This is a genomic window from Janthinobacterium agaricidamnosum, from assembly GCF_003667705.1.
Classification (GTDB): Bacteria; Pseudomonadota; Gammaproteobacteria; order Burkholderiales; family Burkholderiaceae_D; genus Janthinobacterium.
The window spans coordinates 2,958,628-2,982,870 of the sequence record NZ_CP033019.1 but is presented as its reverse complement, the minus strand read 5'-3'; the positions used below and the strand labels follow the sequence as shown (position 1 = coordinate 2,982,870).

General features: G+C 63.0%; 25 protein-coding genes. 12 read left to right on the top strand and 13 right to left on the bottom strand.

What is annotated here, in order from left to right; genetic code table 11:
• Window positions 1-28 precede the first annotated feature (28 nt).
• The 6 genes from tal to D9M09_RS13325 all read right to left on the bottom strand — a co-directional run bounded on the left by tal (window position 29) and on the right by D9M09_RS13325 (window position 6,095).
• A complete protein-coding gene (gene tal / locus D9M09_RS13350) occupies window positions 29-979 on the bottom strand; it encodes a transaldolase (protein WP_121669531.1) in 951 nt (316 codons plus the stop codon).
• A gap of 2 nt (window positions 980-981) precedes the next feature.
• On the bottom strand, window positions 982-2,466 hold the full coding sequence (gene xylB, locus D9M09_RS13345) for a xylulokinase (RefSeq protein WP_205602401.1): 1,485 nt from the start codon (window positions 2,464-2,466) through the stop codon (window positions 982-984).
• 31 nt (window positions 2,467-2,497) lie between these two features.
• Window positions 2,498-3,505, bottom strand: a complete 1,008-nt coding sequence (locus D9M09_RS13340; RefSeq protein ID WP_121669529.1) for a LacI family DNA-binding transcriptional regulator — start codon at window positions 3,503-3,505, stop codon at window positions 2,498-2,500.
• A 448-nt stretch (window positions 3,506-3,953) separates the two neighbouring features.
• Entirely contained in the window at window positions 3,954-4,691 is a 738-nt protein-coding gene (locus tag D9M09_RS13335; RefSeq protein WP_121669528.1) for an NRDE family protein, read from the bottom strand.
• On the bottom strand, window positions 4,682-4,972 hold the full coding sequence (locus D9M09_RS13330) for a DUF4936 family protein (RefSeq protein WP_070218351.1): 291 nt from the start codon (window positions 4,970-4,972) through the stop codon (window positions 4,682-4,684). Before D9M09_RS13330 ends, D9M09_RS13335 begins: the two co-directional genes overlap by 10 nt.
• A gap of 7 nt (window positions 4,973-4,979) precedes the next feature.
• Window positions 4,980-6,095 (bottom strand): YgfZ/GcvT domain-containing protein, encoded by a 1,116-nt coding sequence (locus D9M09_RS13325; RefSeq protein WP_070288480.1) that lies wholly within the window; start codon window positions 6,093-6,095, stop codon window positions 4,980-4,982.
• 176 nt (window positions 6,096-6,271) lie between these two features.
• On the opposite strand from D9M09_RS13325, the gene mltG reads away from it, so the two are divergent.
• The 10 genes from mltG to D9M09_RS13275 all read left to right on the top strand — a co-directional run bounded on the left by mltG (window position 6,272) and on the right by D9M09_RS13275 (window position 13,577).
• Entirely contained in the window at window positions 6,272-7,258 is a 987-nt protein-coding gene (mltG, locus tag D9M09_RS13320) for an endolytic transglycosylase MltG (protein WP_121669527.1), read from the top strand.
• Window positions 7,259-7,282: 24 nt separating this feature from the next.
• On the top strand, window positions 7,283-7,924 hold the full coding sequence (tmk, locus tag D9M09_RS13315) for a dTMP kinase (protein WP_121669526.1): 642 nt from the start codon (window positions 7,283-7,285) through the stop codon (window positions 7,922-7,924).
• Between the two features lie 16 nt (window positions 7,925-7,940).
• Window positions 7,941-8,969, top strand: a complete 1,029-nt coding sequence (locus D9M09_RS13310; RefSeq protein ID WP_121669525.1) for a DNA polymerase III subunit delta' — start codon at window positions 7,941-7,943, stop codon at window positions 8,967-8,969.
• A 105-nt stretch (window positions 8,970-9,074) separates the two neighbouring features.
• A complete protein-coding gene (locus D9M09_RS13305) occupies window positions 9,075-9,461 on the top strand; it encodes a VOC family protein (RefSeq protein WP_121669524.1) in 387 nt (128 codons plus the stop codon).
• 68 nt (window positions 9,462-9,529) lie between these two features.
• Window positions 9,530-10,162, top strand: a complete 633-nt coding sequence (locus tag D9M09_RS13300; RefSeq protein WP_034756156.1) for a carbonic anhydrase — start codon at window positions 9,530-9,532, stop codon at window positions 10,160-10,162.
• Window positions 10,163-10,254: 92 nt separating this feature from the next.
• Entirely contained in the window at window positions 10,255-11,034 is a 780-nt protein-coding gene (locus D9M09_RS13295) for a TatD family hydrolase (RefSeq protein ID WP_070288475.1), read from the top strand.
• 16 nt (window positions 11,035-11,050) lie between these two features.
• Window positions 11,051-11,701: an ankyrin repeat domain-containing protein gene (locus D9M09_RS13290; RefSeq protein WP_070218344.1), complete on the top strand. Its 651-nt coding sequence runs from the start codon at window positions 11,051-11,053 to the stop codon at window positions 11,699-11,701.
• Between the two features lie 254 nt (window positions 11,702-11,955).
• The gene (locus D9M09_RS13285) at window positions 11,956-12,879 is read left to right on the top strand and encodes a methyltransferase domain-containing protein (RefSeq protein ID WP_099408549.1); all 924 of its coding nucleotides are present in this window, start codon (window positions 11,956-11,958) and stop codon (window positions 12,877-12,879) included.
• Window positions 12,880-12,978: 99 nt separating this feature from the next.
• Window positions 12,979-13,227 carry a hypothetical protein gene (locus D9M09_RS13280; protein ID WP_070218342.1) on the top strand — a complete coding sequence of 83 codons (249 nt, stop codon included), beginning with the start codon at window positions 12,979-12,981 and terminating at the stop codon, window positions 13,225-13,227.
• A 152-nt stretch (window positions 13,228-13,379) separates the two neighbouring features.
• A complete protein-coding gene (locus D9M09_RS13275; protein ID WP_070218341.1) occupies window positions 13,380-13,577 on the top strand; it encodes a hypothetical protein in 198 nt (65 codons plus the stop codon).
• Between the two features lie 56 nt (window positions 13,578-13,633).
• On the opposite strand, the gene D9M09_RS13270 is transcribed toward D9M09_RS13275, so the two are convergent.
• Window positions 13,634-14,752 carry a phospholipase A gene (locus tag D9M09_RS13270; protein WP_070218340.1) on the bottom strand — a complete coding sequence of 373 codons (1,119 nt, stop codon included), beginning with the start codon at window positions 14,750-14,752 and terminating at the stop codon, window positions 13,634-13,636.
• A 286-nt stretch (window positions 14,753-15,038) separates the two neighbouring features.
• Between D9M09_RS13270 and fusA the strand changes: the two genes are divergently transcribed.
• Window positions 15,039-17,147, top strand: a complete 2,109-nt coding sequence (gene fusA / locus D9M09_RS13265; RefSeq protein ID WP_121671077.1) for an elongation factor G — start codon at window positions 15,039-15,041, stop codon at window positions 17,145-17,147.
• 100 nt (window positions 17,148-17,247) lie between these two features.
• Here the strand turns inward: fusA and D9M09_RS13260 are convergent, their stop codons facing one another.
• From D9M09_RS13260 to D9M09_RS13245, 4 genes are read right to left on the bottom strand one after another with little or no spacing between them, the layout of a single operon-like run.
• Window positions 17,248-18,417: an efflux RND transporter periplasmic adaptor subunit gene (locus tag D9M09_RS13260; RefSeq protein WP_121669523.1), complete on the bottom strand. Its 1,170-nt coding sequence runs from the start codon at window positions 18,415-18,417 to the stop codon at window positions 17,248-17,250.
• A gap of 21 nt (window positions 18,418-18,438) precedes the next feature.
• Window positions 18,439-19,884 (bottom strand): efflux transporter outer membrane subunit, encoded by a 1,446-nt coding sequence (locus D9M09_RS13255; RefSeq protein WP_240453635.1) that lies wholly within the window; start codon window positions 19,882-19,884, stop codon window positions 18,439-18,441.
• 5 nt (window positions 19,885-19,889) lie between these two features.
• Complete coding sequence (locus tag D9M09_RS13250) at window positions 19,890-21,464, bottom strand: DHA2 family efflux MFS transporter permease subunit (protein WP_121669521.1); 1,575 nt, start codon at window positions 21,462-21,464, stop codon at window positions 19,890-19,892.
• Window positions 21,461-21,895, bottom strand: a complete 435-nt coding sequence (locus tag D9M09_RS13245; protein ID WP_121669520.1) for a MarR family winged helix-turn-helix transcriptional regulator — start codon at window positions 21,893-21,895, stop codon at window positions 21,461-21,463. Before D9M09_RS13245 ends, D9M09_RS13250 begins: the two co-directional genes overlap by 4 nt.
• A gap of 130 nt (window positions 21,896-22,025) precedes the next feature.
• Between D9M09_RS13245 and D9M09_RS13240 the strand changes: the two genes are divergently transcribed.
• A complete protein-coding gene (locus D9M09_RS13240; RefSeq protein WP_121669519.1) occupies window positions 22,026-22,556 on the top strand; it encodes an SRPBCC family protein in 531 nt (176 codons plus the stop codon).
• A 335-nt stretch (window positions 22,557-22,891) separates the two neighbouring features.
• Here the strand turns inward: D9M09_RS13240 and D9M09_RS13235 are convergent, their stop codons facing one another.
• Both D9M09_RS13235 and D9M09_RS13230 read right to left on the bottom strand, forming a co-directional pair.
• Window positions 22,892-23,197, bottom strand: coding sequence for a hypothetical protein (locus D9M09_RS13235; protein ID WP_121669518.1), 306 nt, complete (start codon window positions 23,195-23,197; stop codon window positions 22,892-22,894).
• 98 nt (window positions 23,198-23,295) lie between these two features.
• Window positions 23,296-24,210 (bottom strand): alpha/beta hydrolase, encoded by a 915-nt coding sequence (locus D9M09_RS13230; protein ID WP_121669517.1) that lies wholly within the window; start codon window positions 24,208-24,210, stop codon window positions 23,296-23,298.
• Window positions 24,211-24,243: the final 33 nt, after the last annotated feature.

Genomic DNA, 24,243 nt, shown 5'->3' with positions numbered 1-24,243 from the left:
TGCTACGGGTGAAAAAACGGGTGCAAACTTATTGGCTGCGTAATTTCTCGATCATGGCATCGAGCTTGCCCGCATCGACGGCAAAGCCGCGGATGCCTTCGGCCAGCTTTTCGGTCGCCATCGCATCGTCGTTCAGGGCATAGCGGAAAGCGGCTTCGTCATACGTGACGGCCGGCTGCGCCGCGCCCAGGTCGCCGCCCAGCGCGCGCTCGAACGGTTCGTTGGACGCTTCGAGTTTCGCCAGCAGGTCGGGGCTGATGGTCAGCAAGTCGCAGCCGGACAGGGCCGTGATCTGCCCCACGTTGCGAAAGCTGGCGCCCATCACTTGCGTAGCGATGCCATGTTGCTTGTAGTAATTAAAGATGCGCGTGACCGATTGCACGCCTGGATCGTTGGACAGGCTGCGCGCCGCTTCGTCCCATGCCGCGCCCAGCGATTTTTTATGCCAGTCGTAGATGCGGCCCACGAATGGCGAAATCAGCCGTACTTTGGCGTCGGCGCAGGCGACGGCCTGGCAAAACGCGAACAGCAGGGTCAGGTTGCAAAAGATGCCGTCTTTCTCCAGTTCGCGCGCCGCCTGGATGCCTTCCCAGGTAGCGGCGACCTTGATCAGCACGCGCTCACGGCCAATGCCGGCTTGTTCGTACAGGGCGATCAGGCGGCGTCCGCGGGCGACAGTGGCGTCGCGGTCAAAGCTCAAACGGGCATCGACTTCCGTCGACACGCGGCCCGGTACCACTTTCAGGATTTCCAGGCCGAAGCGCACCAGCACCTGGTCGACGATATCGTCGAGCGAGGCATGCTTGTGGGCTGCGACCGTGCTTTCCAGCAAGGGTGCGTAATCGGGTTGCAGCACGGCTTTTAAAATCAGCGACGGATTGGTGGTGGCGTCTTGCGGCGCGAAGCGGGCCAGTTGCAAAAAGTCGCCCGTGTCGGCGACGACGGTGCTGGTTTGCTTCAGTTGTTGCAGCTGATTCATTGCTATTCCTTATCACTGAGTTGGTGCAGAGCTTGCACGGCGGGAAACAGGCTACGGTAGCGGCCGTAGCGGATGCTCAAGGCTGCGCTGTGCGCGGCATCGGGCAGGAAAGTGTTTTTGATGGGCAAGCCCTGCGTCAGCAGGCTGGCGTCGCCGATGGCCGCAAAGCCCAGCTTGGCCGCACCGAGGCTGGCCGACAGCTCGCTGTTGTGCAAGGTGCGCATTTCGCGTCCCAGCACATTGGCCAGCAGCTGCGCCCAGTACTGGCTGCGCGCGCCGCCGCCCACGAGCATGCAGTGGGGCACCACGGCACCGGTCGAGGTGACGGCCGCCATGGCGTCGCGCAAGGCAAACGCCACGCCTTCGAGCACGGCGTAGCCGAGCTGCGCCGGCGTGCTGTCGTGGCCCAGCTGCAAAAAAGCGCCGCGCACCTGCGGGTCGTTGTGCGGCGTGCGTTCGCCCGACAGGTAGGGCAGGAACAGGGGGGCGGACGGCGCGATGGCCGTATCGAGCGGCAGGGCGCTTTCCACCAGCGCCAGCAGCGCCGCCTCGTCGGGCTGGCCCAGTACGCCAGTGGCCCAGCGCAGGCAGCTGGCGCCCGACAGGATCGCGCCCATCGCATACCAGCGGCCGGGCAGGGCGTGGCAAAAGCTGTGCACGCCGCCGGTCGGGTTGCCCAGCGGCTGCTCGGTGACGGAGACGATGGCGGCGCTGGTGCCCAGCGAAATGAAACTGTCGCCGCCGTTGACGGCGCCGATGCCTACGGCCGAGACGGGGTTGTCGCCCCCGCCACCGGCCACCACCACGTCCATCGGCAAGCCCAGCTGATCCGCGACGGCGGCCGGCACGATGCCCGTGGCCGCGTCGCCTTCGGCCAGCGCCGGCATCTGTTTCGCACGCAAACCGCAGGCGGCCAGCATGGGGCCGTACCAGGCGCGAGCGGCCTCGTCCAGCCACAGGGTGCCGGCCGCGTCGGACATGTCCGTCAGTTTGATTCCGGTCAAGCGCAGGCGCAGATAGTCTTTCGGCGACAGCAGGCAGGCGATGGCGGCAAACGCGGCCGGTTCATGCTTTTGCAGCCACAGCAGTTTTGGCGCCGTCAGGCCCGCCATGGGCAGGCTGCCCGTCACGTCCGCGTAGGCGGGATAATCGCGCGCCAGGCTCGCCGCCTCGGCTTCGGCGCGCGCATCGTTCCACAGGATGGCGGGGCGGATCACCTTGTCGTTGCTGTCGAGCAGCACGGCGCCATGCATCTGGCCCGACAGGCCGATGCAGGCGATGCGCGCGTAGTCCTGCGGCCAGCCGGTGCGCAGCTGGCCCAGCGCGTTGACGCAGGCGGCCCACCAGTCCTGCGGCGACTGTTCGGACCAGCCCGGCTGCGGGCGGCTGGTATCGATGCGCACGGAGGCCTGGCCGCGCACGGCGCCCGTGCCGTCCATCAGCACGGTTTTCAGTTCGGAGGTACCGAGGTCGATACCGAGGGAAATCGCTGGATGCATGTTGATTTACAGTGAAAGGTCAGGGGCAGCCGCAGGAGTTGCGTACGCGCAAGGTCGGCGACAAGCGCTGCACATGCTGGGCGCGGCCCGGGTTGGCGATACGGTCGATCAACAGGTCGACGGCCATGGCGCCCAGCTCTTCCAGCGGCTGCGCCATCACGGTCAGGCGGGGGCTGAAGTAATCGGCCCAGTCGAAATCATCGAAGCCGGCCAGCGCCACGTCTTGCGGTACCGCAATCTGTGCATCGCGCAAGGCGTGCATGGTGCCGATGGTCATCAGGTTATTGCCGGCCACGATGGCTGTCGGGCGCTGTCCGGCGGGCAGGGCCAGCAACTCGCGCGTGGCCGCGCCGCTGCGCTCGAGGTTCGAGTCGCCCGAGCGCAGCAGTGCGGGGTCAAAAACGATATCGGCGCGCTGCAAGGCCAGGCGGTAGCCGTCGATACGCTCGTGCGTCGTGGACAGGCCGGGTGCGCCGCTGATGAAGCCGATGCGGCGGTGGCCGTGGGCCGCGATCAGGTGGCTGACCAGCTGGGCCGTCGCCTCGATGTTTTCCACGCCCACCTGGTCGAAGGGCTGGGGCGACATGCGGTCGACCAGCACGGAAGCGATCTTGTTGCTGGTCAAGTAGTCGAGCGTGCGATGGTGCGAGTCGCCCGAAGGTGCCAGCACGATGCCGTCGACCCGGCGCTGGTGCAAGTTCTGCACCACCTTGAGTTCCTGTTCGGGATCGTCATGCGTATCGGAAAACAGCATCATCAAACCGTGGCGCGTGCAGGCCGCCTCGATGGCGCGCACGGTTTCACTGAAGTAATGATTGGTGAAAGCGGAAATGGCCACGCCGATGGTGCCCGACGAGGAGCCGGCCAGGGCACGCGCCAGCATGTTCGGCACATAGCCGATCTGCTGCATGGCCGCGTTGACGGCGGCGACGGTTTTCGGGCTGACCTTGCGGGTGCCGTTGAGTACGTGCGAAACGGTCGACAACGATACGTCCGCCGCCCGCGCTACATCTTCCATGGTGGCCATGGTGTCTCCTGATGGTTTTATTCTTATTGTGTGCTGCGATAGTGTGCGGCTGTGTCGCCGCGTTGGAATCTATCGTAAACAAAAGAAAGCGCTTGCGCAAGCGCTTTCTTTTTTTGTGCGGATGGGTGGATGGTGGGTTTTCGATGAGGATAGGGGAAGCTTGCGTAGGTCGGATTAGCGCGCCCGAGGCGCGCGTAATCCGACATCGGGGACGGTGGTGATGCCGGTTGAGGGCGCTGGTGTTGTCGGGTTACGCGCTTGCGCGCTAATGCAAGCGTTTTCTTTTTTCTGCGCGGCGATGATGGATGGGTTTTCGATGAGGATAGGGAAAGCTTGCGTAGGTCGGATTAGCGCGCCGGAGGCGCGCGTAATCCGACATCGGGGACGGTGGTGATGCCGGTTGAGGACGCTGGTATTGTCGGGTTACGCGCTTGCGCGCTAACCCGACCTACTGGATCACCAGCTCATGCAATTCGCCGGGCGAGTCCGGGAACAGTTTCACCACGGTGGACGTGCGCGTGCCGTAGCCCGGTGTTTCGATGCAGACGGCGGACAGCACGCGCTCGAGGTCGAGCGGCACGCCCGTGTCGGGCAAGCGGAAGTCCGGCGCGCGCGTGGTGTCGGCCAGCATGTCGAAATAGGCCTCGTCGGGGGCGCCCTGGCACAGCAGGCTGGCGAACTGGGCCTTGGTCTTCAGGACCTTCGGCCACGGTGCGTCGAGCAGGGCGTTCGACAGGCCGTAGATGCCCGGTTCCAATGGCTGGCCATTGCGCGCGTCGCCATCGCCGCGGTTGGAAAACCAGATCAGCGTATCCGCATCGCCCAGCACCAGGTTAAAACCGTTGTAGGCTTTGCAGCCGGGACGGATTTGCGCGATATAGTCTTGCGGCGACATGTCGCCGGCCAGATAGTCGGCCACCAGGGCGCCGCGCGAGGGGGCGTCCGGGTTGCGGTCTTGCGGGCTGCGGATGTTCGTGATGGCGGCAAAGCGCGAGCTGCCGCTGCCGGACTGCGTGATGCCCATCCAGCTGCCGCCCGCCTGCAGGTCGCGGCCCGCATACACTTGCGGGTGCTCGGGCCAGGCCCCGGCGGGGGCGCTGGCGCGTTCATAGAATTCGTCGCGGTTGGCGGCGGCAATCAGCGGAATGTGCGGATTGACTTTCCAGGCAAAAACGATCAGGCACATGGGGGCAAATCCATGAACACTTCCGTATGGCGCGCGCCGGCCGTCAGGGCCAGCAAGCCTGCCTCGTCGGCGGCAGCGGCCAGCAATTCGGCAAACCCTTCGCCGACGACGGGATAGATTTCCATCCACGTCTGCAAGCCATCCTTGCTGTCAGGACGGCGCTTCAGTTGCGGCGCCACGCCGGACGCGGCCGCCAGTTTCGCCTGCAAGGCGCGCACCCTGGCTTCCAGCGCCTGGGCGTGCTCTTGCTTGACCTGATAATAAATGTACAAATCTTTCATGGCATTCTCACAAGTCGAGTGCGTCAAGCACGTAAGGCATGGGCAGGAAATGCACGGCCGCACCCTGGGCCGAGCCGTAGCGCACGGCGCCGGCGGCGCTTGAACCTTCTTCGATCGCCCCCAGCTTCATTTCAACGAGGGCGTCGATGCCGCCATCACCGTTGGGTGCGGCGTTGACGACCATGCCGCAAGGTTGCTCGGGGTCGCTGACGGCAAACAGTTCGCCACCGGCCACGACGCTTGCGTCAGCGATGCTGACGAGGGTGGTGCGGCGCTTGAGCTTGCCCAGGTACTGGCTGCGCGCGACGATTTCCTGGCCCGGGTAGCAGCCTTTCTTGAAATTGACGCCGCCCAGCAGCTCGAAATTGACCATCTGCGGCACGAATTGCTCTTGCGTGGCGGCCGTGATTTGCGGGATGCCCGCATGGATGTCCGACAATTGCCAGGCGTCATTTCCGCCCTTGGCCAGTTTTTCAGCCAGCTGCGGCCACACGTCGCGTGCCGTGGCGGCCGACGTCAGCCATTCATAGCGGGGGCTGCCAAAGGCATCGGCCACGCGCAGCAGGGTGCCCAGCGCGTGCTCGACCTTGCTGAACGGCGTGGCGGGCAGGGCGGGGAACCAGGCCGACAGGGCCGCGCCAGCTTGCTTGCCGCCCAAGCCCAGGACGACCTGGTTCGCTTCATCAACGGATGCATCGTGCAGCTTGGCCTTGGCGCGCAGCACGAACATCTGCAGGCGCTTCTGGATGGCGGTCTGTATGGCGCGCGGCAATTGCAGATAAATGGTGGTGGCGTTGCGCCACATCAGGAAACTGGCCAGCAGCCGGCCTTTCGGCGTGCAGTAGCCGGCCAGGCGCACTTGCTCCTGGTTCAGGTGCTCCACGTCATTGGTCAGCTGGCCGTGCAGGAAACTGGCTGCCTCGTCGCCGTTCAAGCCGATCAAGCCCTGGTCCGTGATGGCCACGACAAAACCTTCTTGCAGCTGGGACACTGTCAGGGACTGGCCAAAATCGGCGATAGGGGCGGCGGCGATGGGGACGGTGCCGTCAGGCGCGCCATCGATGGCAGCGGGGCGGGCGCCTTGGGCGGTTAAAAATTGATTCCAGTTATTCATAATTTCCATTAGATCAGCGATTAAGCATTATCATTACGGGTTCATTATAGTGATGTCGCGCAGATTGCGTCGGCAGCGGCAAGATTGCCAGTGTTGGCGCCGCTTTGCGCGTACTTGCTTCACAAATGAACGATCATAACAAGCGCGCGCTGCCCGCCAGCGAGTGCATCACAAGAATCGGAACAATGGCTTTCTTTAAAAAACTTGTAGTCAGTTCAGTCATCGCCGCCATCGGCGTGGGCGGTACTTTTGTGTACTGGGCGCAGCAGCCCATCACCACGGACGGCGAAGCGATTCCGTTTACGATTGCGCCCGGCAGCGGCGCGCATGCGGCCGGCCAGCAGATCGCGGACGCGGGCGTGCCCATCGTGCCCATCCTGTTCAACATGCTGGCGCGCATCGAAGGCAAGACCTCGAAGATCAAGGCCGGTTCCTACGAGCTGAAACCGGGCACGACGCCGCAGCGTCTGATCACGCAGCTGGCACGCGGCGAGTTCGCGCAGGAATCCTTGACCATCATCGAAGGCTGGACTTTCAAGCAGATGCGCATGGCCATGGCCAGCCATCCCGGTCTCAAGCACGATACCGTGGGCCTGTCCGACAAGGAACTGATGGCGAAGATCAGCCCCGAATATGTGCTGCCGGAAGGCTTGTTCTTCCCGGACACGTATCTGTTCGCCAAGGGCGCCAGCGAAATGCAGATTTTCAAGCAGGCGCACGCGGCCATGATAGGCCGCCTGTCCGAAGCGTGGTTCAAGCGCGATCCGGCCTTGCCATATAAAAACCCGTACGAGGCGCTGATCATGGCGTCCATCGTGGAAAAGGAAACGGGCCAAAAGTCCGAGCGGGCCATGATCGCCGGCGTCTTCGTCAACCGCCTGAAGACGGGCATGCTGCTGCAGACGGACCCGACCGTGATCTATGGCATGGGCGACAATTACCAGGGCAAGATCCGCAAACGCGACCTGGAAGCGGACACCCCGTACAATACCTACACGCGCGGCGGCTTGCCGCCCACGCCGATCGCCCTGGCTGGCGCGCAATCGCTGACGGCGGCGCTCGCGCCGGCCCGCACGCAGGCGCTGTATTTCGTCGCGCGCGGCGACGGCACCAGCCAGTTCTCGGCCAACTTGCCCGACCATAACCGCGCCGTGAACCAGTACCAGCGCTAATATCCTTATCAGATCAAGAGTTTCATGACACAACACTATCAACCCCGCTTCATCACCTTCGAAGGCATCGATGGCGCGGGCAAGTCGACGCATATCGGCTTTGTTACCGATTACCTGCGGCAACGGGGCGTGGCCCTCGTCTCGTCGCGCGAACCGGGCGGCACCAGCCTGGGCGAAAAGCTGCGCGAACTGCTGCTGCATGAAAAGATGCACCTGGAAACGGAAGCCCTGCTGATGTTCGCCAGCCGCCGCGAACACATCGCGCAAGTCATCGCGCCCGCCCTGGAGCGGGGCGAGTGGGTCATTTCCGACCGCTTTACCGATGCCAGCTTCGCCTACCAGGGCGGCGGGCGGGGCATGGACTTGCGCAAGATGGAAGCGCTGGAAGCGTGGGTGCACCCGCATCTGCAGCCGGACATCACTTTCCTGTTCGACGTGCCCCTGGAAGTTGCCCGGGCCCGCCTGGACGCCACGCGTGCCCTGGATAAATTCGAGCAGGAGCAGGCCGACTTCTTTGCCGCCACGCGCAATGAGTATTTGCGCCGCGCGGCCCAGTTCCCGCAGCGTTTCCGCATCATCGATTCCACGCAAAGCATTGCCGACATCCAGGTGCAGCTCGCGCAATTGCTTGATGTATTACTTGCACAAAGCACTGTAACGCGCTGATTTAAAAGAAGAAGATATGACAAGTTCTCTGTATCCGTGGCAACAGGACGCGTGGCAGCAGCTGCAAGCCTTGCGCCCGCGCATGCCGCATGCCATCCTGTTCCATGGCGCGCAAGGCATCGGCAAGGCCGACTTCATCGAGCATTTTGCGCAAGCGCTGCTGTGCGAAGACGTGCGCGCCGACGGCCATGCCTGCGGTGCCTGCGTCTCGTGCGGCTGGTTTAGCCAGGGCAACCATCCCGATTACCGCCGCGTGCGTCCGGAAGCGCTGGAAGACGAAGTGGCGGACGACGGCGAAGAGGGTGAAGGCGCGAAGAAAAGCGCCAAGACCAAGACGCCGTCGAAAGACATCAAGATCGAACAGATCCGCAACCTGGCCGACTTCATGAACATTTCCACGCACCGGCAAGGCTTGCGCGTGGTGGTGCTGTACCCGGCCGAGGCGCTCAATACGCCCGCCTCGAACGCCTTGCTGAAGACCCTGGAAGAGCCGCCGCCGGGCACCTTGTTCCTGCTGGCCTCGAACAGCCTGGACCGCCTGTTGCCGACGATCTTGTCGCGCTGCAGGAAATTTGCCTTGCCCATGCCCAGCCACGAGCAGGCGTTGACGTGGCTCAAGGCTCAAGGCTTGAACGATGCGGACAGCTGGCTGCGCGAGCAGGGCGGCGCGCCGCTGGCCGCGCTGGCCCAGTCCGAATCGGGCGGTCGCGAGGAAACGGAACAGTTGCTGCAGGTGCTGGCCAATCCCGGCGTGGAAGCGGCCCTGAAGGCGGCCGACAAATTGCAGAAGGCGCCGCTGGCGCCGCTCGTGGCATCGCTCCAGCGCTGGCTGTACGACGTGTTTTCCGTTAAATTGTCCGGCACCATCCGCTACTACCCGCGCCACCGGCGCGAACTGGAAGCGCTGGCCGGGCGCATCAACGTCAGCCGCCTGATGGCCGCCATCAAGGCGGCGAATGAGCGCCGCGCGATTGCCGAACACCCCTTGTCGCCCAAGCTGTTCCTCGAAGACATGCTGCTGGACTATGCGTCAAGTTGCCAATGAAATCAAGCGCTTGTGTTACTAAGTTAATGTAAATTATCTCTGCGCCGTTTGCCACGCTTGACCCCCGGTGTTACAGTCAGGCACTGGACAGCAACGGAGGCGTGCATGCAACGAGTCACTGGCATTGGCGGTATCTTTTTCCAGGCGCAAGACCCGGCCGCGCTGCGCGCCTGGTACCAGCGTCACCTGGGTCTGGACGTGCAGCCCTGGGGCGGCGCCGCCTTCACCTGGACGGACGCCGCTGGCCAGCCCACGGCCGGCACCACCATCTGGTCCGTGGCGGCCAAGGACAGCGAGCAGTTCGCGCCCGGCAAGGCGTCCTTCATGATCAATTACCGGGTCGACGACCTCGATGCGCTGCTGCAAGCGCTGCGCGACGAAGGCTGTAATGTGCTGGACAAGGCGCCCGACTCGGCATACGGCCAGTTCGGCTGGGTCATCGATCCCGAGGGCAACAAGGTGGAACTGTGGCAGCCGCCAGAAGGGCAGTAGGCGGGGCAATAGGCGAAACCTGCGCCATTCAGCGATAATACCGGCTCAGATAACGATCCCTATTGATTATGCGCGACATTATTGCTGGATTCCTACGTTTCCAAAAAGAGGTTTTTCCTGAGCGCCGCGAGTTGTTCAAGACCCTGGCCACGGGACAAACCCCGAAGGCCCTGTTCATTTCCTGCTCGGACAGCCGCATGGTGCCCGAACTGGTGACGCAGCGCGAGCCGGGCGAACTCTTCGTGATCCGCAACGCGGGCAACATCGTGCCTTCGTACGGCCCGGAGCCGGGCGGCGTCAGCGCCACGGTGGAATTTGCCGTGTCCGCCCTGAACGTGAGCGACATCGTCATTTGCGGCCATTCCGATTGCGGCGCGATGAAGGCGATCGCCACCTGCGCCTGCCTCGATCACATGCCGGCCGTGCGCAGCTGGCTGCACCATGCGGATGCTGCGCGCATGATCAACGAATCGGTCGACCATCCGACGGAGCAGTCGCGCATCGACGGCATGGTGCGCGCCAACGTGGTCGCGCAACTGAATAACCTGCGCACGCATCCCTCGGTGGCGCTGGCCATGGCGCAGCATCGCCTGACCCTGCATGGCTGGGTGTACGACATCGAGAACGGTTCGCTCGACGCGCTCGACGAATCGACCGGCAACTTCGTTCCGCTCGCAGAACATCCGGCCTCGCAGATGTAATCGGCTGCCAGCATCCGAACCGCCCCGGCAGGGGATGCGCGCCGCCGCCGTTCCCCTGCCAGTTTTTGCTCCCTCCGGTACAATCCCGCCTTATGTATATCGATTCCCATTGCCATATCAATTTCCCCGAGCTGGCTGCTCGCATGCCCGAGATCCTCGCCAAGATGGCCGAGAACAAGGTGACGCACGCGCTGTGCGTGTCCGTCGACTTGCCGGACTTTCCGCAGGTGCTGGCCCTGGCCGAGCAGTATCCGCATATCTTTGCCTCCGTTGGCGTGCATCCCGATTACGAGGACACGCCTGAACCGTCAGTGGAAGACCTGGTGCGCCTGGCCGACCACCCGAAGATCATCGCCATCGGCGAGACGGGCCTCGATTATTTCCGCCTGACGGGCGACCTCGAGTGGCAGCGCGAGCGTTTCCGCACTCACATCAAAGCTTCAAGAATCACCCGTAAACCCTTGATTATTCACACAAGAGCGGCCAGCGAAGACACGATACGCATCATGCGCGAAGAGGGCGCGGGCGTGGCCGACGGCGGCGTGGCCGGCGTCATGCATTGCTTTACGGAATCGCTGGAAGTGGCGCGCGCCGCCATCGACATGGGTTTCTATATCTCGTTTTCAGGCATCGTCACGTTCAAGAGCGCCAAGGATTTGCAGGCCGTGGCGCTGGAAGTGCCGCTCGAGCGCATCCTGATCGAGACGGATTCGCCGTATCTGGCCCCCGTGCCGTTCCGCGGCCGCATGAACGAACCGGGTTACGTGGCCCACGTGGCCGAGTACCTGTCGACCCTGAAAGGCATCCCCCTGGACCAGGTGGCGAAACAGACGACGGACAATTTCTTCAAGCTATTCAATCAGTTGCCATAACTTCTTAAGGTCCGACATGATGAGAAAACTCGCTGCGGCGATGCTGCTGTGCTGGGCGACGGCCGGCCAGGCGGCGCCGGAACCGGATGCCTTCTTCCGCGCCGTCTCCGTCAACAACGACAGCGGCGTGCGCGGCATGCTGGCTGACGGCATGAATCCGAACCAGCCTGACGCGCAGCGCGGCGACATACCGCTCGTGCTGGCGCTGCGCGACGATGCGGACAAGGTGTTCAAGCTGCTGCTCGACGCACCCGGCATCGACATCGAGGCCCGTTCGGCCAACGGCAACACGGCGCTGATGATGGCCGCCTACAAGCACAAGCTGGACGCGGTGAACGCCTTGCTGGCCAAGGGGGCCAAGGTCAACCAGAGCGGCTGGACGGCGCTCCACTATGCGGCCTCGGCGGGTGACTTGCCCATCATGAAGATATTGCTCGACCGCGACGCCGTCGTTGATGCGCGCGCGCCTGCCAATATCACGCCGCTGATGTTTGCCGCCCGCGAAGGACAGGAGGGCGCCGTCAAGCTGCTGTTGTCCTGGGGCGCGGACGCCACCCTGAAAAGCGACCATGGCTGGACGGCCGTGCAGTTCGCCCAGGCCGGCGACAAGCCGGGCGTGGTCGCCATCATCGAAGCGGCCCAGAAGGCGCGCGCTGCCCGCAAATAGTCGTTCTGATAATATTTTCCATGCCAGCGCCGAAACTGGCATGGAATTGCCTCTCACCTCAGCCCTTTGTTCTCCCTGGCGATTAACGATAATGATCGTGTCGCATTAATCAGGAGATTGTTCGCATGGGCCATCACACCACCGTCAGGCGCCGGCTGTATTGTCGCCGCCCCTCGCGCAGCCCGTGCGATATCACTGCTTTCTGGAATGACAAAACCGATCGGCCATCGGAGCCAGACTCCAAGAGGACAGACATGCTGAATGAACGAGAAATCGAGAGTTGTTACCTGGGGCAATTTATCCCCGTCCATTACCATCACAATATGTTGATGGACCAGAACCGCATGCACGGGTTCAAGTCGGCGATCGATTACGCGGTGAAACCCGGCATGAAGGTGCTGGAGCTGGGCGGCGGCACGGGCGTGCTGTCGTGGTTTGCGGCAGCGCGCGCCGACAAGGTCTGGTGCGTGGAGTTCAATCCGGACATGGTCAAGGAAGCGCGCAAGATGCTGGCGCTCAACCCGAACGGTGAAAAAGTCGAAGTCGTCCATGCGGACGCCTTCGAATACCTGCCGCCCGAGCCCGTTGACGTGGTCATCTGCGAAATGATCCATGTAGGCATGCTGCGCGAAAAGCAGGTGGAAGTGATCGAATCGTTCAAGCGCCGCTACCTGGCCCGCTTCGGCGGCCCGCTGCCCATCTTCCTGCCCGAGGCCGTCATCATGGCCGTGCAGCCGATGCAGCAGGAATACGATTTCGAGGGGTTTTATGCGCCCATCGTGCAATTCCAGGAAACCACGGCCATCCACCCGGGCGTGCTGGAACTGGCGCCGCCGTCCGTCTACAGCATCATCGACTTCAGCCAGCCGACGGACAGCGTGTTCGGCTTCGACGGCAAGTTCGTCGTCGAGCGCAGCGGCACCTTGAACGCCTTGCGTTTCGTCACCAAGAACATCCTGGCCGTCGTGCCCGAGCGCTCGACCACCATCGACTGGCTGAACCACTACATGTGCCTGCCGCTGGCCGCGCCGGTGGCCGTGAAGGCGGGCGACGTGCTGCAGGTGAGCTTCCAGTACCGCGCGGGCGGCTCGATCCCCTCGCTGGAAACGTCGATCCGCGCGCAGGTGATCTATGACGTGAATCTGCAGCCTGCCACGCAGAACGCCGTCTACGCCTGAGTATCATTGATTTAAAGATAACGCCGCAGCGATTTCATCCTGCGGCGTTTGTCCATTCAGGGTATATTCCGTCTTTTACCACTGGACAGCTTTATTATCATGGAACAGATCGATCAGCGTTACCTCGTGCAACAGAACAAAATCAGCGACGGCGAGACCAAACCGCCCGTGTTTGCCAAGGTAATGCGCAGCAAGGAAGGCGTGTTTGAAGGCGTGTCCTTCATCAAGTCGAAGGACAAGGCCTCCATCCTGACCATCGAAGAGGCCAACCAGGCCATCAAATGGGCCGCCAGCAAGAAGCCGAACGCGCACGAGTACATCACGAAAGTGATTTGCGTCGGCCAGTAAGCCCCCGTTCATTCCCGTTTTTGCACCGTTCATCCCCGTAGCACGCAGTTCGTCGCACGGCCGTTGCCGCCCCCGCGGCGCTTGGCTATAGTGCCGTCACGGTAGCGGGGCAAGCACGGCTTGCTCCGCACATTTCATTCGAGGGGAACGCGATGCTGGGATTCGTGCTGTGGCTGCTGCTCTTGCTGGTGTGCTGGCCCCTGGCCTTGCTGGCTCTCGTGCTGTATCCGCTGGCCTGGCTGCTGTTGCTGCCATTTCGCCTGATCGGCATCGGCGTGGAAGGCGTGTTCGAATTGCTGCGCGCCATCGTCATGCTGCCGGCTCGGGTGCTCGGTGGCGGGCGGCACTGAACTGGATTTCCCATAAAAAATGGCGCCGTCGGCGCCATTTTTTATGCGTGTACTGCTTACAGGTCGACCATGAAACCGGCGCCGATCGATTTCTGCGAATAGTTATAGTCGATCAGGCTCTGGCCATAGCCGGAGAACAGCTGCAGATAGCCTTTCAGGTTGGCTTTCAATGGGAAAGCCCAGCTGGCCTGCATCGAGCCATGCTTCTTGCTGAAATTGCGGCGCGCCGTCACGGCGTATTCATGGCCCTTGTTGCGGTAGCTCACGCGCAAGTCGCCATGTCCCATGTAATCGGTGATGTCGATATTGTCGTTGTCCGTCGCGCTGTTGTCGAGGCGGTGCCAGATGCGGCCCGTGACGGCCAGGTTGTCTTTTTCCACGCCCAGCTCGGCATACACGCGGTTCCAGCTGCGCGACAGGGTCGAGGTCTGGCCATTCGACTGGTGCACGAGGCCCAGGTTCAGGTAATTGAATTCCAGGCCCGCGAAATTCTTGTTGATCGGCAAGATCAGCATCAGCTCCGGCTGGTAATTGGTCTCGCGGAAGGGGCTCGAAGCCTTGCGGTTATACGCCTGCCAGAAACTTTGCTGCGTGTAGCCGAACCACATGTCGATGGGCGTGCCGGCGATGTCCTCCAGCAGTTTCATCTTGAAACTCAGCTGGAAGGTCAATTCCACGTGCTGGCTCTTGATGCCGGCTGGCGTGAAATCCTGGAACGGTTCGTCGTTCGAGGCGTCGCTGTAATTGGCCAGCAACAGATAGGTGTCGCGGTGCGGGCGGAAGTTGAACAGGCCCCGTTTCGATGCGTCGTTCAGTTCCCACGATTGCTGGGTGCGCGAAATCGGTGCTTCCGGCGGCGCCGCGCCAGCCTGCGCGATGGCGGGGATGGCGGCGTTGACGGCGTCCGGCGTGGCCACGCCCGGCGGGCTGACGGGCGTGATGGGAGCAACCTCGGCAGCCGCTGCCAGGGCCACGGCAGCGGTGACGGGATCGCCGCCGGCGGCGATGGTGGCTTTTTCCGCCGCCTTGGCCAGGGTGTCGAAGCAGCCCAGGCGGGCGCTGGCGTCACCAAGCACGGCGCAACGCTGCATTTGCTGTTCCAGTTCGCCGGCCATGGCCAGCGCCGGCGACGCCAGCAGGGAGGAGAGGATTATTTTTCTTAGTTGGATGGTCATAGGCTGAGTGGGGCATGTCATTCGGTGCGCACCTGGGCTGCATGCCGGCGGCGTCGCCTTGCACGGTAATTCACCGTGCGTATTGATTTTGATTAATCTTTGCTGGATTAATAAAGTTGAAAGTATAGCCGAAACTCTTATTTGTCCTGTGCAACGCGCGTGCGCGTTAATGTCAGTGTTGCGCGCATGGTAAAAACCGGTTACCCGCCACTGCCAAAATCGATGTCTGCTACACTGGAAAACCGGCGCAAACACAGTCGTGCCGGGGCTAGCCATGGAGATTGTGATGACCCGCAAAACACCTATCGAGCGCTACCGCAACATCGGCATCAGCGCCCATATCGACGCCGGCAAGACCACCACCACCGAGCGCATCCTTTTTTATACGGGGGTCAATCACAAGATCGGTGAAGTGCACAACGGCGCCGCCACCATGGACTGGATGGAGCAGGAGCAGGAACGGGGCATCACCATCACCTCGGCCGCCACCACCGCGTTCTGGAAAGGCATGGCCGGCAACTTCCCCGAACACCGCATTAACATCATCGACACGCCCGGCCACGTGGATTTCACGATCGAGGTGGAGCGTTCGATGCGCGTGCTCGACGGCGCCGTGATGGTCTACGACGCCGTCGGCGGCGTGCAGCCCCAGTCCGAGACCGTCTGGCGCCAGGCCAATAAATACCATGTGCCGCGCATCGCCTTCATCAACAAGATGGACCGGGTGGGCGCGGATTTCTTGCGCGTGCGCAAGCAGATCGGCGAGCGCCTGAAGGGCGTGGCCGTGCCCATCCAGCTGCCCATCGGCGCGGAAGAGCATTTTACGGGCGTCATCGACTTGCTGAAAATGCGCGCCATCACCTGGGACGACGCCAGCCAGGGAGTGCAGTTCAGCTATGGCGAGATTCCCGCCGAGCTGCTGGCGCAGGCGCGGGAATGGCACGAGCACCTGGTCGAACAGGCGGCTGAAGCGAGCCTCGACATGACGGAGCGCTACCTGAATGGCGACACGTTCACGGAAGCGGAACTCAAGCAGGCTTTGCGCGCGCGCACCATCCGCAACGAAATCGTGCCCATGCTGTGCGGCAGCGCCTTCAAGAACAAGGGCGTGCAGGCCATGCTCGACGCCGTCATCGAATACCTGCCGTCGCCGCTGGAAGTGCCGCCCATCATGGGCCACGACGAGCACGACAACGAGGTGGAGCGCCATCCGGCCGACGACGAGCATTTCTCGGCGCTGGCCTTCAAGATCATGACGGACCCGTTCGTGGGGCAGCTGACGTTCTTCCGCGTGTATTCGGGCGTGGTGAACTCGGGCGACATGGTCTACAACCCCACCAAGAGCGCGCGGGAACGGCTGGGGCGCATCCTGCAGATGCATGCGAACGAGCGCAAGGAAATCAAGGAAGTGTATGCGGGCGACATCGCCGCCGCCGTGGGCCTGAAAGCCGTCACCACGGGCGACACCCTGTGCGCCATCGACCACATCATCGTGCTGGAAAAGATGATCTTCCCGGAACCCGTGATTTCCCAGGCCGTCGAACCGAAGACCAAGCCGGACCAGGAAAAGATGGGCATCGCCCTGAACCGCCTGGCGCAGGAAGACCCGTCGTTCAGGGTGCATACGGACGAGGAATCGGGCCAGACCATCATGTCGGGCATGGGCGAACTGCACCTGGAAATTCTGGTCGACCGCATGCGGCGCGAATTCGGCGTGGAAGCGAAGGTGGGCAAGCCCCAGGTGGCGTACCGTGAAACCATCACGCGCGCGGTGGAAGATATCGAGGGCAAGTTCGTCAAGCAATCGGGTGGACGGGGCCAGTACGGCCACGTGGTGCTGAAACTCGAACCGCTGGAGCCGGGCACGGGCTACCAGTTCGTTGACGCCATCAAGGGCGGCGTGGTGCCGCGCGAATTCATTCCCGCCGTCGACAAAGGCATCATCGAAACCCTCAAATCGGGCGTGCTGGCCGGCTATCCGGTGGTGGACGTCAAGGCGACATTGACGTTCGGCTCCTACCACGACGTCGATTCGAATGAAAACGCATTCCGCATGGCCGGCTCCATCGCCTTCAAGGACGGCATGCGCAAGGCGTCGCCCGTGCTGCTGGAACCGATGATGCAGGTGGAGGCGGAAACGCCGGAAGAGTTCATGGGCAACGTCATGGGCGACTTGACGGCCCGGCGCGGCATGGTGCAGGGCGTCGACGACATCCCCGGCGGTGCGGGGCGCATCGTCAAGGCCCTCGTGCCGCTGGCGGAAATGTTCGGCTATTCCACCACCCTGCGCTCGCTGACCCAGGGCCGCGCCACGTACACGATGGAATTCAAGCATTATGCGGCAGTGCCCAAGCATATCCTGGACCAGGTAGCATCGGCTGGCAAGGCCAGGTAGGTCGGATTAGCGGGGCAACGCCCCGCGTAATCCGACACCACCACCGGCCATGCCAACAATGTTGTCGGCTTACGCGCCTTGCGCTAAGCCGACCTACGCATCAATTCAGTAGGTTTTGCGCAATGATGGCATCGGCCATCTTCTCCGCCTCGTCCACGGGCTGGCTCAGCGCCTGGGTAGTGTAGACGGTGGACGCCACCATCGGCTGGTCCAGGGTTGCCCCTTCGCCATGGCTGGTGTCGACCGTCACCGTCGTCGACAGGCCGATGCGCAGCGGGTGGGCGGCCAGCTCTTTCGGGTCCAGCGTGATGCGCACGGGCACGCGCTGCACCACCTTGATCCAGTTGCCCGTGGCGTTTTGCGCCGGCAACAGCGAAAACGCGCTGCCCGTGCCGGCCGACATGCCCAGCACCTTGCCGTGGTAGACGACTTTGCTGCCATACAAATCCGTTTCGATGGTCGCCGCCTGTCCCACGCGGATATTGCGCAATTCGGACTCCTTGAAGTTCGCGTCGACCCATAACTGGTCGAGCGGCACGATGGACATCAGGGGCGTGCCCGGCGTCACGTGCGTGCCCAGCTGCACGCTGCGCTTGGCCACATAGCCTGAAACGGGCGCGACCACGGCGTTGCGGCGCACGGCCAGCCACGCCTGCAGCACGTCGCCCTTGGCCGACAGCACGGCCGGATGGCTGGCCAGGTTCACGCCGCTCACGCCCGCTTTGGCCGACTCGGCCTGGCGCTGCGCCACGATCAAGGCCGCTTTGGCGTCGTCGACGGCCTGTTTCGCATGAACAAGATCTTCGCCCGAGATCGTATGGTCCGCCGCCAGCGGCGCGCGGCGGGCCAGGTTGCCCTGCGCCGTGGCCAGCGCCAGGCGGCGCTGCTCGATGACGGCGTCGTACTGCGCCACGCTGGCATAGCGTTCGCGCTCCTGGCGCACGACGTTGCCCAGGCGCGCCTCGGCTTGGCTCAGGGCCAGGTCCGCATCGATGGCGTTCAGCGTGATCAGCGGGGCGCCCGCCTTGACCATCTGCGTTTCGTCGGCGCGGATGGCGTCGACATTGCCCGTCACTTGGGCGGACAGGGTGACGAGGTTGCCGCCCACATAGGCGTTGTCCGTCACTTCTTCCCTGGACAGCACCAGTTGATAGTAGGCGGTCCAGGCGGCACCCGCCACGAGAAAGGCGGCCGTGATGGCGATCAGGACGGCCTTGCGCTTGCCCGGCTGTTCGGTGGAGGTGGTGGTGGCTGTGGTGTCGCTGCTCATGATGTGTTCCGTAATCGATCGTTATTGTTGAGTCGTCGTGGCGGCAAAGTCGCTGCTGCCCCGGTAGCCGCCGCCCAGGGCCACGGTCAGGCTGATTTCCGCGTTCTGGCGCTGGTTTTGCAGCTGCATGCCCAGGTCCACCTGGCCGCGCACGGTCATTTCCGCGTTCAGTTGCGTGGCGCGGTCGGCCAGACCTTGTTTCAGGCGGGCATTGGCGTTGCGCAGCTGCGCTTCGCTGGCGCGCAGGTTTTCCTGCTGCAGCCGCAGCTGATTTTCCACGCCTTGCACCCTGGCGCCTGCCTGCGCCACGTCGCGCACGACATTGAAGACGTTCTGGTTGTAGTCGGCGATCAGCTCGTTGCGTTCGCTGCGCGCGCCGGCAAGCTGCGCCTGCAGGCGGCCGCTGTCGAACAGGGGCAAGGACAGGGCGGGGCCGATGAACAGGGTGCGGCTGCCCGATTGCAGCAGCTTGCCCAGCTTGATGGCATCGAGGCCGAACGAGGCCCCCAGGTCGATATCGGGGTAGAACGCCGCCTGCGCCGCCTCGATCTTGCTCATCGATGCTTGCACTCGCCAGCGCGCCGCCTGCAAGTCGGGCCGGCGCGCCAGCAATTCCATGCCCAGCTTGCCGGGCAGGGCATGCGGCAGCGCCTGGGCCTGTCTCGGCTGCAGGCTGGCCAGCGCCGAGCTGTCGCCGCCGACCAGGGCGCGCAAGGCTTCCCGTTCCGTGACGACCTGCGTTTCCAGCAGGGCGATCTGCTGCTGCAGCAAGCTCAAACGCGTTTGCGCGGACAGATGGTCGTCGCTCACGCCGAGGCCGTTGGCGATGCGCTTTTCCTTGTCCAGCACCAGCAGCTGTTGCAATTTGACCAGCGCATGCAGGTTGTCCATGCGGGCCCAGCCGTTTTGCATGCTGAAGTAGTGGCGGGCGATCTCGGCCGCCAGCATCTGTTCCGCCATCGCATACTCGGCACGGCGCGCGTTGACTTCGCCCAGGCTGGCGGCGATCTGCGCCTTATGCTTGCCCCACCAGTCCAGGTCGTAATGGGCTTGCACGCCCACCGTGACCTCGTTGTAGTAATTGCCGCCGATGGGGGCGGGCATCAGGCCGTTGCCCGAATAGCGCTGGCGGCTGGCGTTGGCGTCCAGGTCGACCCTGGGGCCGCGCTGCGCGTGTTGCGCGTCAAACGCGGCAAGGGCCGAGCCGATGCGGGCATTCGCCACCGCCAGGTTCGGGCTGGCGGCCAGCGCCTGTTCAATCAGCTGGTCCAGCTGATCGTCCTGGAACTGGCGCCACCACTGGGCGGCGGGCCAGCCTTCGCTGGCGAGGTGGATGTCGGCCGCCAGTTGCACGGTGGCCAGGTCTTGTTGCGGCAGCTGTTGCGTGTCGGGCGGAATGCTGGCGCAGCCTGCCAGGGATAAACTTAGCGCCAGGACGCTCAGGGAGAGTTTCATCGGTGTGTGCATGAGGGTTATTCCATGGCCGCGTGGTCGACCACGACGGGCGCATTCTTCTTTGGTGGTTTGATCAGGAGCAAAAGCGGCAGCACGAGGATGGTCAGCCACATCATCAGCCAGAAGTCGTCGAGGTAGGCGATCATCGACGCCTGCCGCGTGATTTCGCCATTCAGCGCCGCCATGCCCGTGCTCGTGCCGAGGTCGAACACCTGGGCGATACCGGGGTCATGCAGGGCCGGGTTGGCGATAGTGATGTGTTCCGTCAGGGAGGCATGGGCAATCTGCGTATTGCGCACCAACAAGGTTTGCACGAGGGCGATGCCGATGCTGCTGCCGATATTGCGCACGAGGCTGTAGATGGCCGTGCCTTCGGCCCGCATCTGCGGCGACAGGGTGGCGAACGTGGCCGCGCTCAGCGGCACGAAGACGAGGCCCAGGCCGATGCCCTGGATGATGCCGTTCCATACGACCGTCTTCGGCACGAGGTCCAGGGTGAAATTGGCCATTTGCCACAGCGAAAACGCGGTAATCGAAAAGCCCACGCCCAGCAGGATGCGCGTATCGATCTTGCCCGTCAGCCTGCCGACGATCAGCATGGCCAGCATCGTGCCCAGGCCGCTGGGCGCCGTCACCAGGCCGGCAATGGCCGCCGGGTAATTCATCAAGCCTTGCAGCATCGACGGCGTCAGCGCGCGGGTGGCGAACAGCACCATGCCGACGATGAAGATGAACAGCAGGCCGCTCACATAGTTCGAATTCTTCAGCAGGCGGTAGTCGAGGAAGGACTTGCCGGCCGGGCGCAGCGCCGTGTGGGCGATGAAGTAACAGAGGCTCATGGCCAGCACGATGGCTTCGATCCACGTTTCCGTCGAGGAAAACCAGTCGTTCTGCTCGCCCCGGTCCAGCAGCATCTGCAGCGCGCCGATGGACAGGCTCAAGGTGGCAAAGCCGAACATGTCAAAGTTCATGCGGCGGTTGGGCGGGTCCTTGCGGATGTAGCGCCAGATGCCATAGAAGGCCATGGCGCCGATGGGGATGTTGATGAAGAAGACCCAGCGCCAGCTGTAGCTGTCCGTCAGCCAGCCGCCCAAGGTCGGTCCCAGGATGGGGCCGATCATTACGCCCATGCCCCAGATGGCCATGGCCGAGCCGTGTTTTTCGCGTGGATTGATGTCAAGCAAGACCGCCTGCGACAGCGGCACGAGGGCCGCGCCGAACACGCCTTGCAGCAAGCGGGCGGCGACGATCTCGGACAGGGTGCCGGACAGGCCGCACAGCACGGAGGCGAGCGTAAAACCGGCGACCGACACGAGAAAGGTGTTTTTCTGGCCGAAACGGTCGCACAGCCAGCCCGTCAGGGGCGTGGCGATGGCGGCGGCGACGATGAACGAGGTCAGCACCCAGGTGATCTGGTCTTGCGAGGCGGACAGGCTGCCTTGCATGTGGGGCAGGGCGACGTTGGCGATGGTGCCGTCGAGCGCCTGGATGATGGTGGCGAGCATGATCGAAATCGTGATCATGCGCCGGTTCAAGGTAGGGTCCTGTGAAGCGGGCAGCGCCGGTATGGCGCTGGCTGTGGCCGAACTCATGCGGATTTCTCCGTGGCCGCCTGCAAGGCTTCCAGCAGTTCGGTGGCGGCCCGCAGTTGATCGGGATCAATACCCTGCAATAGCTCCTTGCGGAAACCGTCCGCTTCCTTGCGCACCGTGTCATACACCTGCAGGCCAGCTTCCGTCAGCACGACGAGTTTCACGCGGCGGTCCGTTTCCGACGGCTGGCGCTGCACGAAGCCCGATTTCACGAGCCGGTCCAGCATCGACACCATGGTGGGGTTTTCCACGCCCAGTTGATGGGCCAGCTCGCTTTGCGAGGGCGGCTGCGGCGATTTGGCGATCATGGCGATGCACATCCAGCTCGCTTGCCCCAGGTCCAGGTCTTTCAGGCGCCGGTCGATGGCATGGCGCCAGCCGCGCGCCGTCTTGTGGAGCGCGGCGGAAAAGCGCTCTTCGATAGAAATCATAAGGTGAGTCGTCTAATGGTTAGGTGTCTAACTAATATTCTAGCATGCTGGTTTGACAGGCGTACAGGCCTTTCCGTTTGTTGGCGCCGCTGGTACATTAACAGTCAGCCCATCACCATCAGGAGACAGCATGACGACGGAAAAACAGAAGCAGGACGGACAGCACCGCGACAGCAGCGACTTTGTCATCACGCAAACCTTCGACGCGCCGCGCGAACTGGTGTTCCAGTCGTGGGTGGAGCCCGATCGCCTGGCCCAGTGGTGGGGCCCCGTCGGCTTCGAATTGAGCGTGCTGGCGCTGGACTTGCGGCCGGGCGGCGTCTTCCACTACGGCATGCGCGCCGACAATGGCTACGAGATGTGGGGCAAGTTCACCTACCAGGCCATTGAAGCGCCGGAAAAGATCGTCTCGATCCTGTCCTTCGCCGACAAGCAGGGCAATGCCGTGCAGCATCCGGTTAGCGCGACCTGGCCATTGGAATCGTTCAACGTCATGACGCTTACCGAGGAAAACGGCAAGACGACGATGACCTTGCGGTCGACGCCGCACAAGGCGACGGATGAGCAGCATGAGACGTTCAAGCAGGGGTTTGAGTCGATGAAGCAGGGGTTCAAGGCGACGTTTGCCCAGCTGGCGCAGTACCTGGCGCGTGTTCAGTGAGCGTATTGTTTTGAACGGCGGGCCAGAGCCGCGGGCCTGAGAAAATGGCCATGGCTGCGTTGCTTGGGCTCGCCGTACATGCGTACTGTCTTCGCCCGCGCGCCTTGCCCTGGCCATTTTTCAGGCCCGCTGGGCCCGGGCAGCCTTCGTTCGAGGCGCGGGCGGGTTCTTGCTGTCGTTGTCTGCTCGCAAAGGCGCGGCCTGCCCCCAAACCGCGGAACCATTGTTCACTGGAAGAATGACAAAACGGAAAAGGATCGCAGTCTTGTTGAAAAATTTATAGTTGAATTAAATTCCAGGCCACGAGTGGCGATCGAACTGGGTGGCGGACAATCTCAGCCGGTAAGTTCGCGACCTTCATTTGCGACGATGAGCGCTAATTCGCTGAAGCGATGATTGTTGTAGGACAGGTGTTTGATAAAGACCTTTGCTTCATCCCATGAAAGGTTTTGAACGACATGTCCGCTATTGCAGCCTTCAAAGTAAATGACGGGAGGGCGGTGCGTGGCGCTCTTATCGTCATCGAACGCAGTGGTTTGCATGAACAACTCGTACCAGTGACCATCATCGGCATCAAAGCAAAAGCCATATGATCCGCCGTCTCGATAAATATCCGCGTCCCAAATTTTCACTACTCTCATGTTGTAGACTTTCGTTCTGACGCTATACGCTATTCCTTCTGATTGTAACTGATCACATAGCACATGCAGGGTGAAGTTTGAGGCGGATGCTGCCCCATTTACTGCACCTTTTCATCCGCCATCTCCAACATCTCCCGCACCACCGGCAAAATTATCCCCCAAGCATTCGACGTCGCCGCAATCTCATCGTAATGGCTGGCGCCGGGCAAGATTAGCACTTCCGCATGGTCGCCGGCCTTGAGTGCCCTGGCCGCGTAGTCGTGCGCGACTCTGGGCGGGGAGATGGTGTCTAGCTCGCCCGTGGCAAGCACAGTGCGGCTGCCGTTGGGGATCAGGTCGGCGGCGTTGGTGTCGCTGTAGATGTCGGGACGCTCAGTGCTGGCGCTGCCTGCCAGTTGCGCGATGTCGCGCTCGCAGCTGGTCTTGATCAACTCCTTTTCATGGCGCAGGTCGGCCAGGCCGCCCAGGCTGACGATGTTTTTTACCGGCAGGTAGGTGTCGCGGTACAGGGGGCTGGTCCTGGGCAGCTTTTCGCGGCCGGCGATCCACTGCACCAGCTGGCCGCCGGCCGAGTGGCCCATGGCGACGATGCGGCTCGTGTCGATCTGGTACTGGGGCGCGTGCTGCTGCAGGCTGTCGAGCGCCGCGTGCATGTCTTCGTAGGTGCCCGGATAGCCGCCACCCGGCTCGTCGACCCGGCGGTACTCGACGTTCCACACGGCGATGCCTTGCGCGACGAGGGCGCCGGCCACGTTGCGCATCTGTTTGATGCCGCCGAAGGCCACCGTCCAGCAGCCGCCATGGACGAGCACGACGACGGCGAACGGGCCGCTGCCTTCGGGCCGGAACAGCTGCGCGTATTGCGACGGCGCGGGGCCATACGCGATCTGCGCCGTGGGGGCGGGGCCGCTCAGGGCCAGGTAATCGTCGAGGCTCATGGGGGCGGCGACGGCGCCTTGGACGGAGGCGAGCAGGGCGGTGGCGATCAGGGAGGACGGCAAGGTGGTAGGCATGCTGGGATTCGCTTGAGAAGAGAGCAACACTTT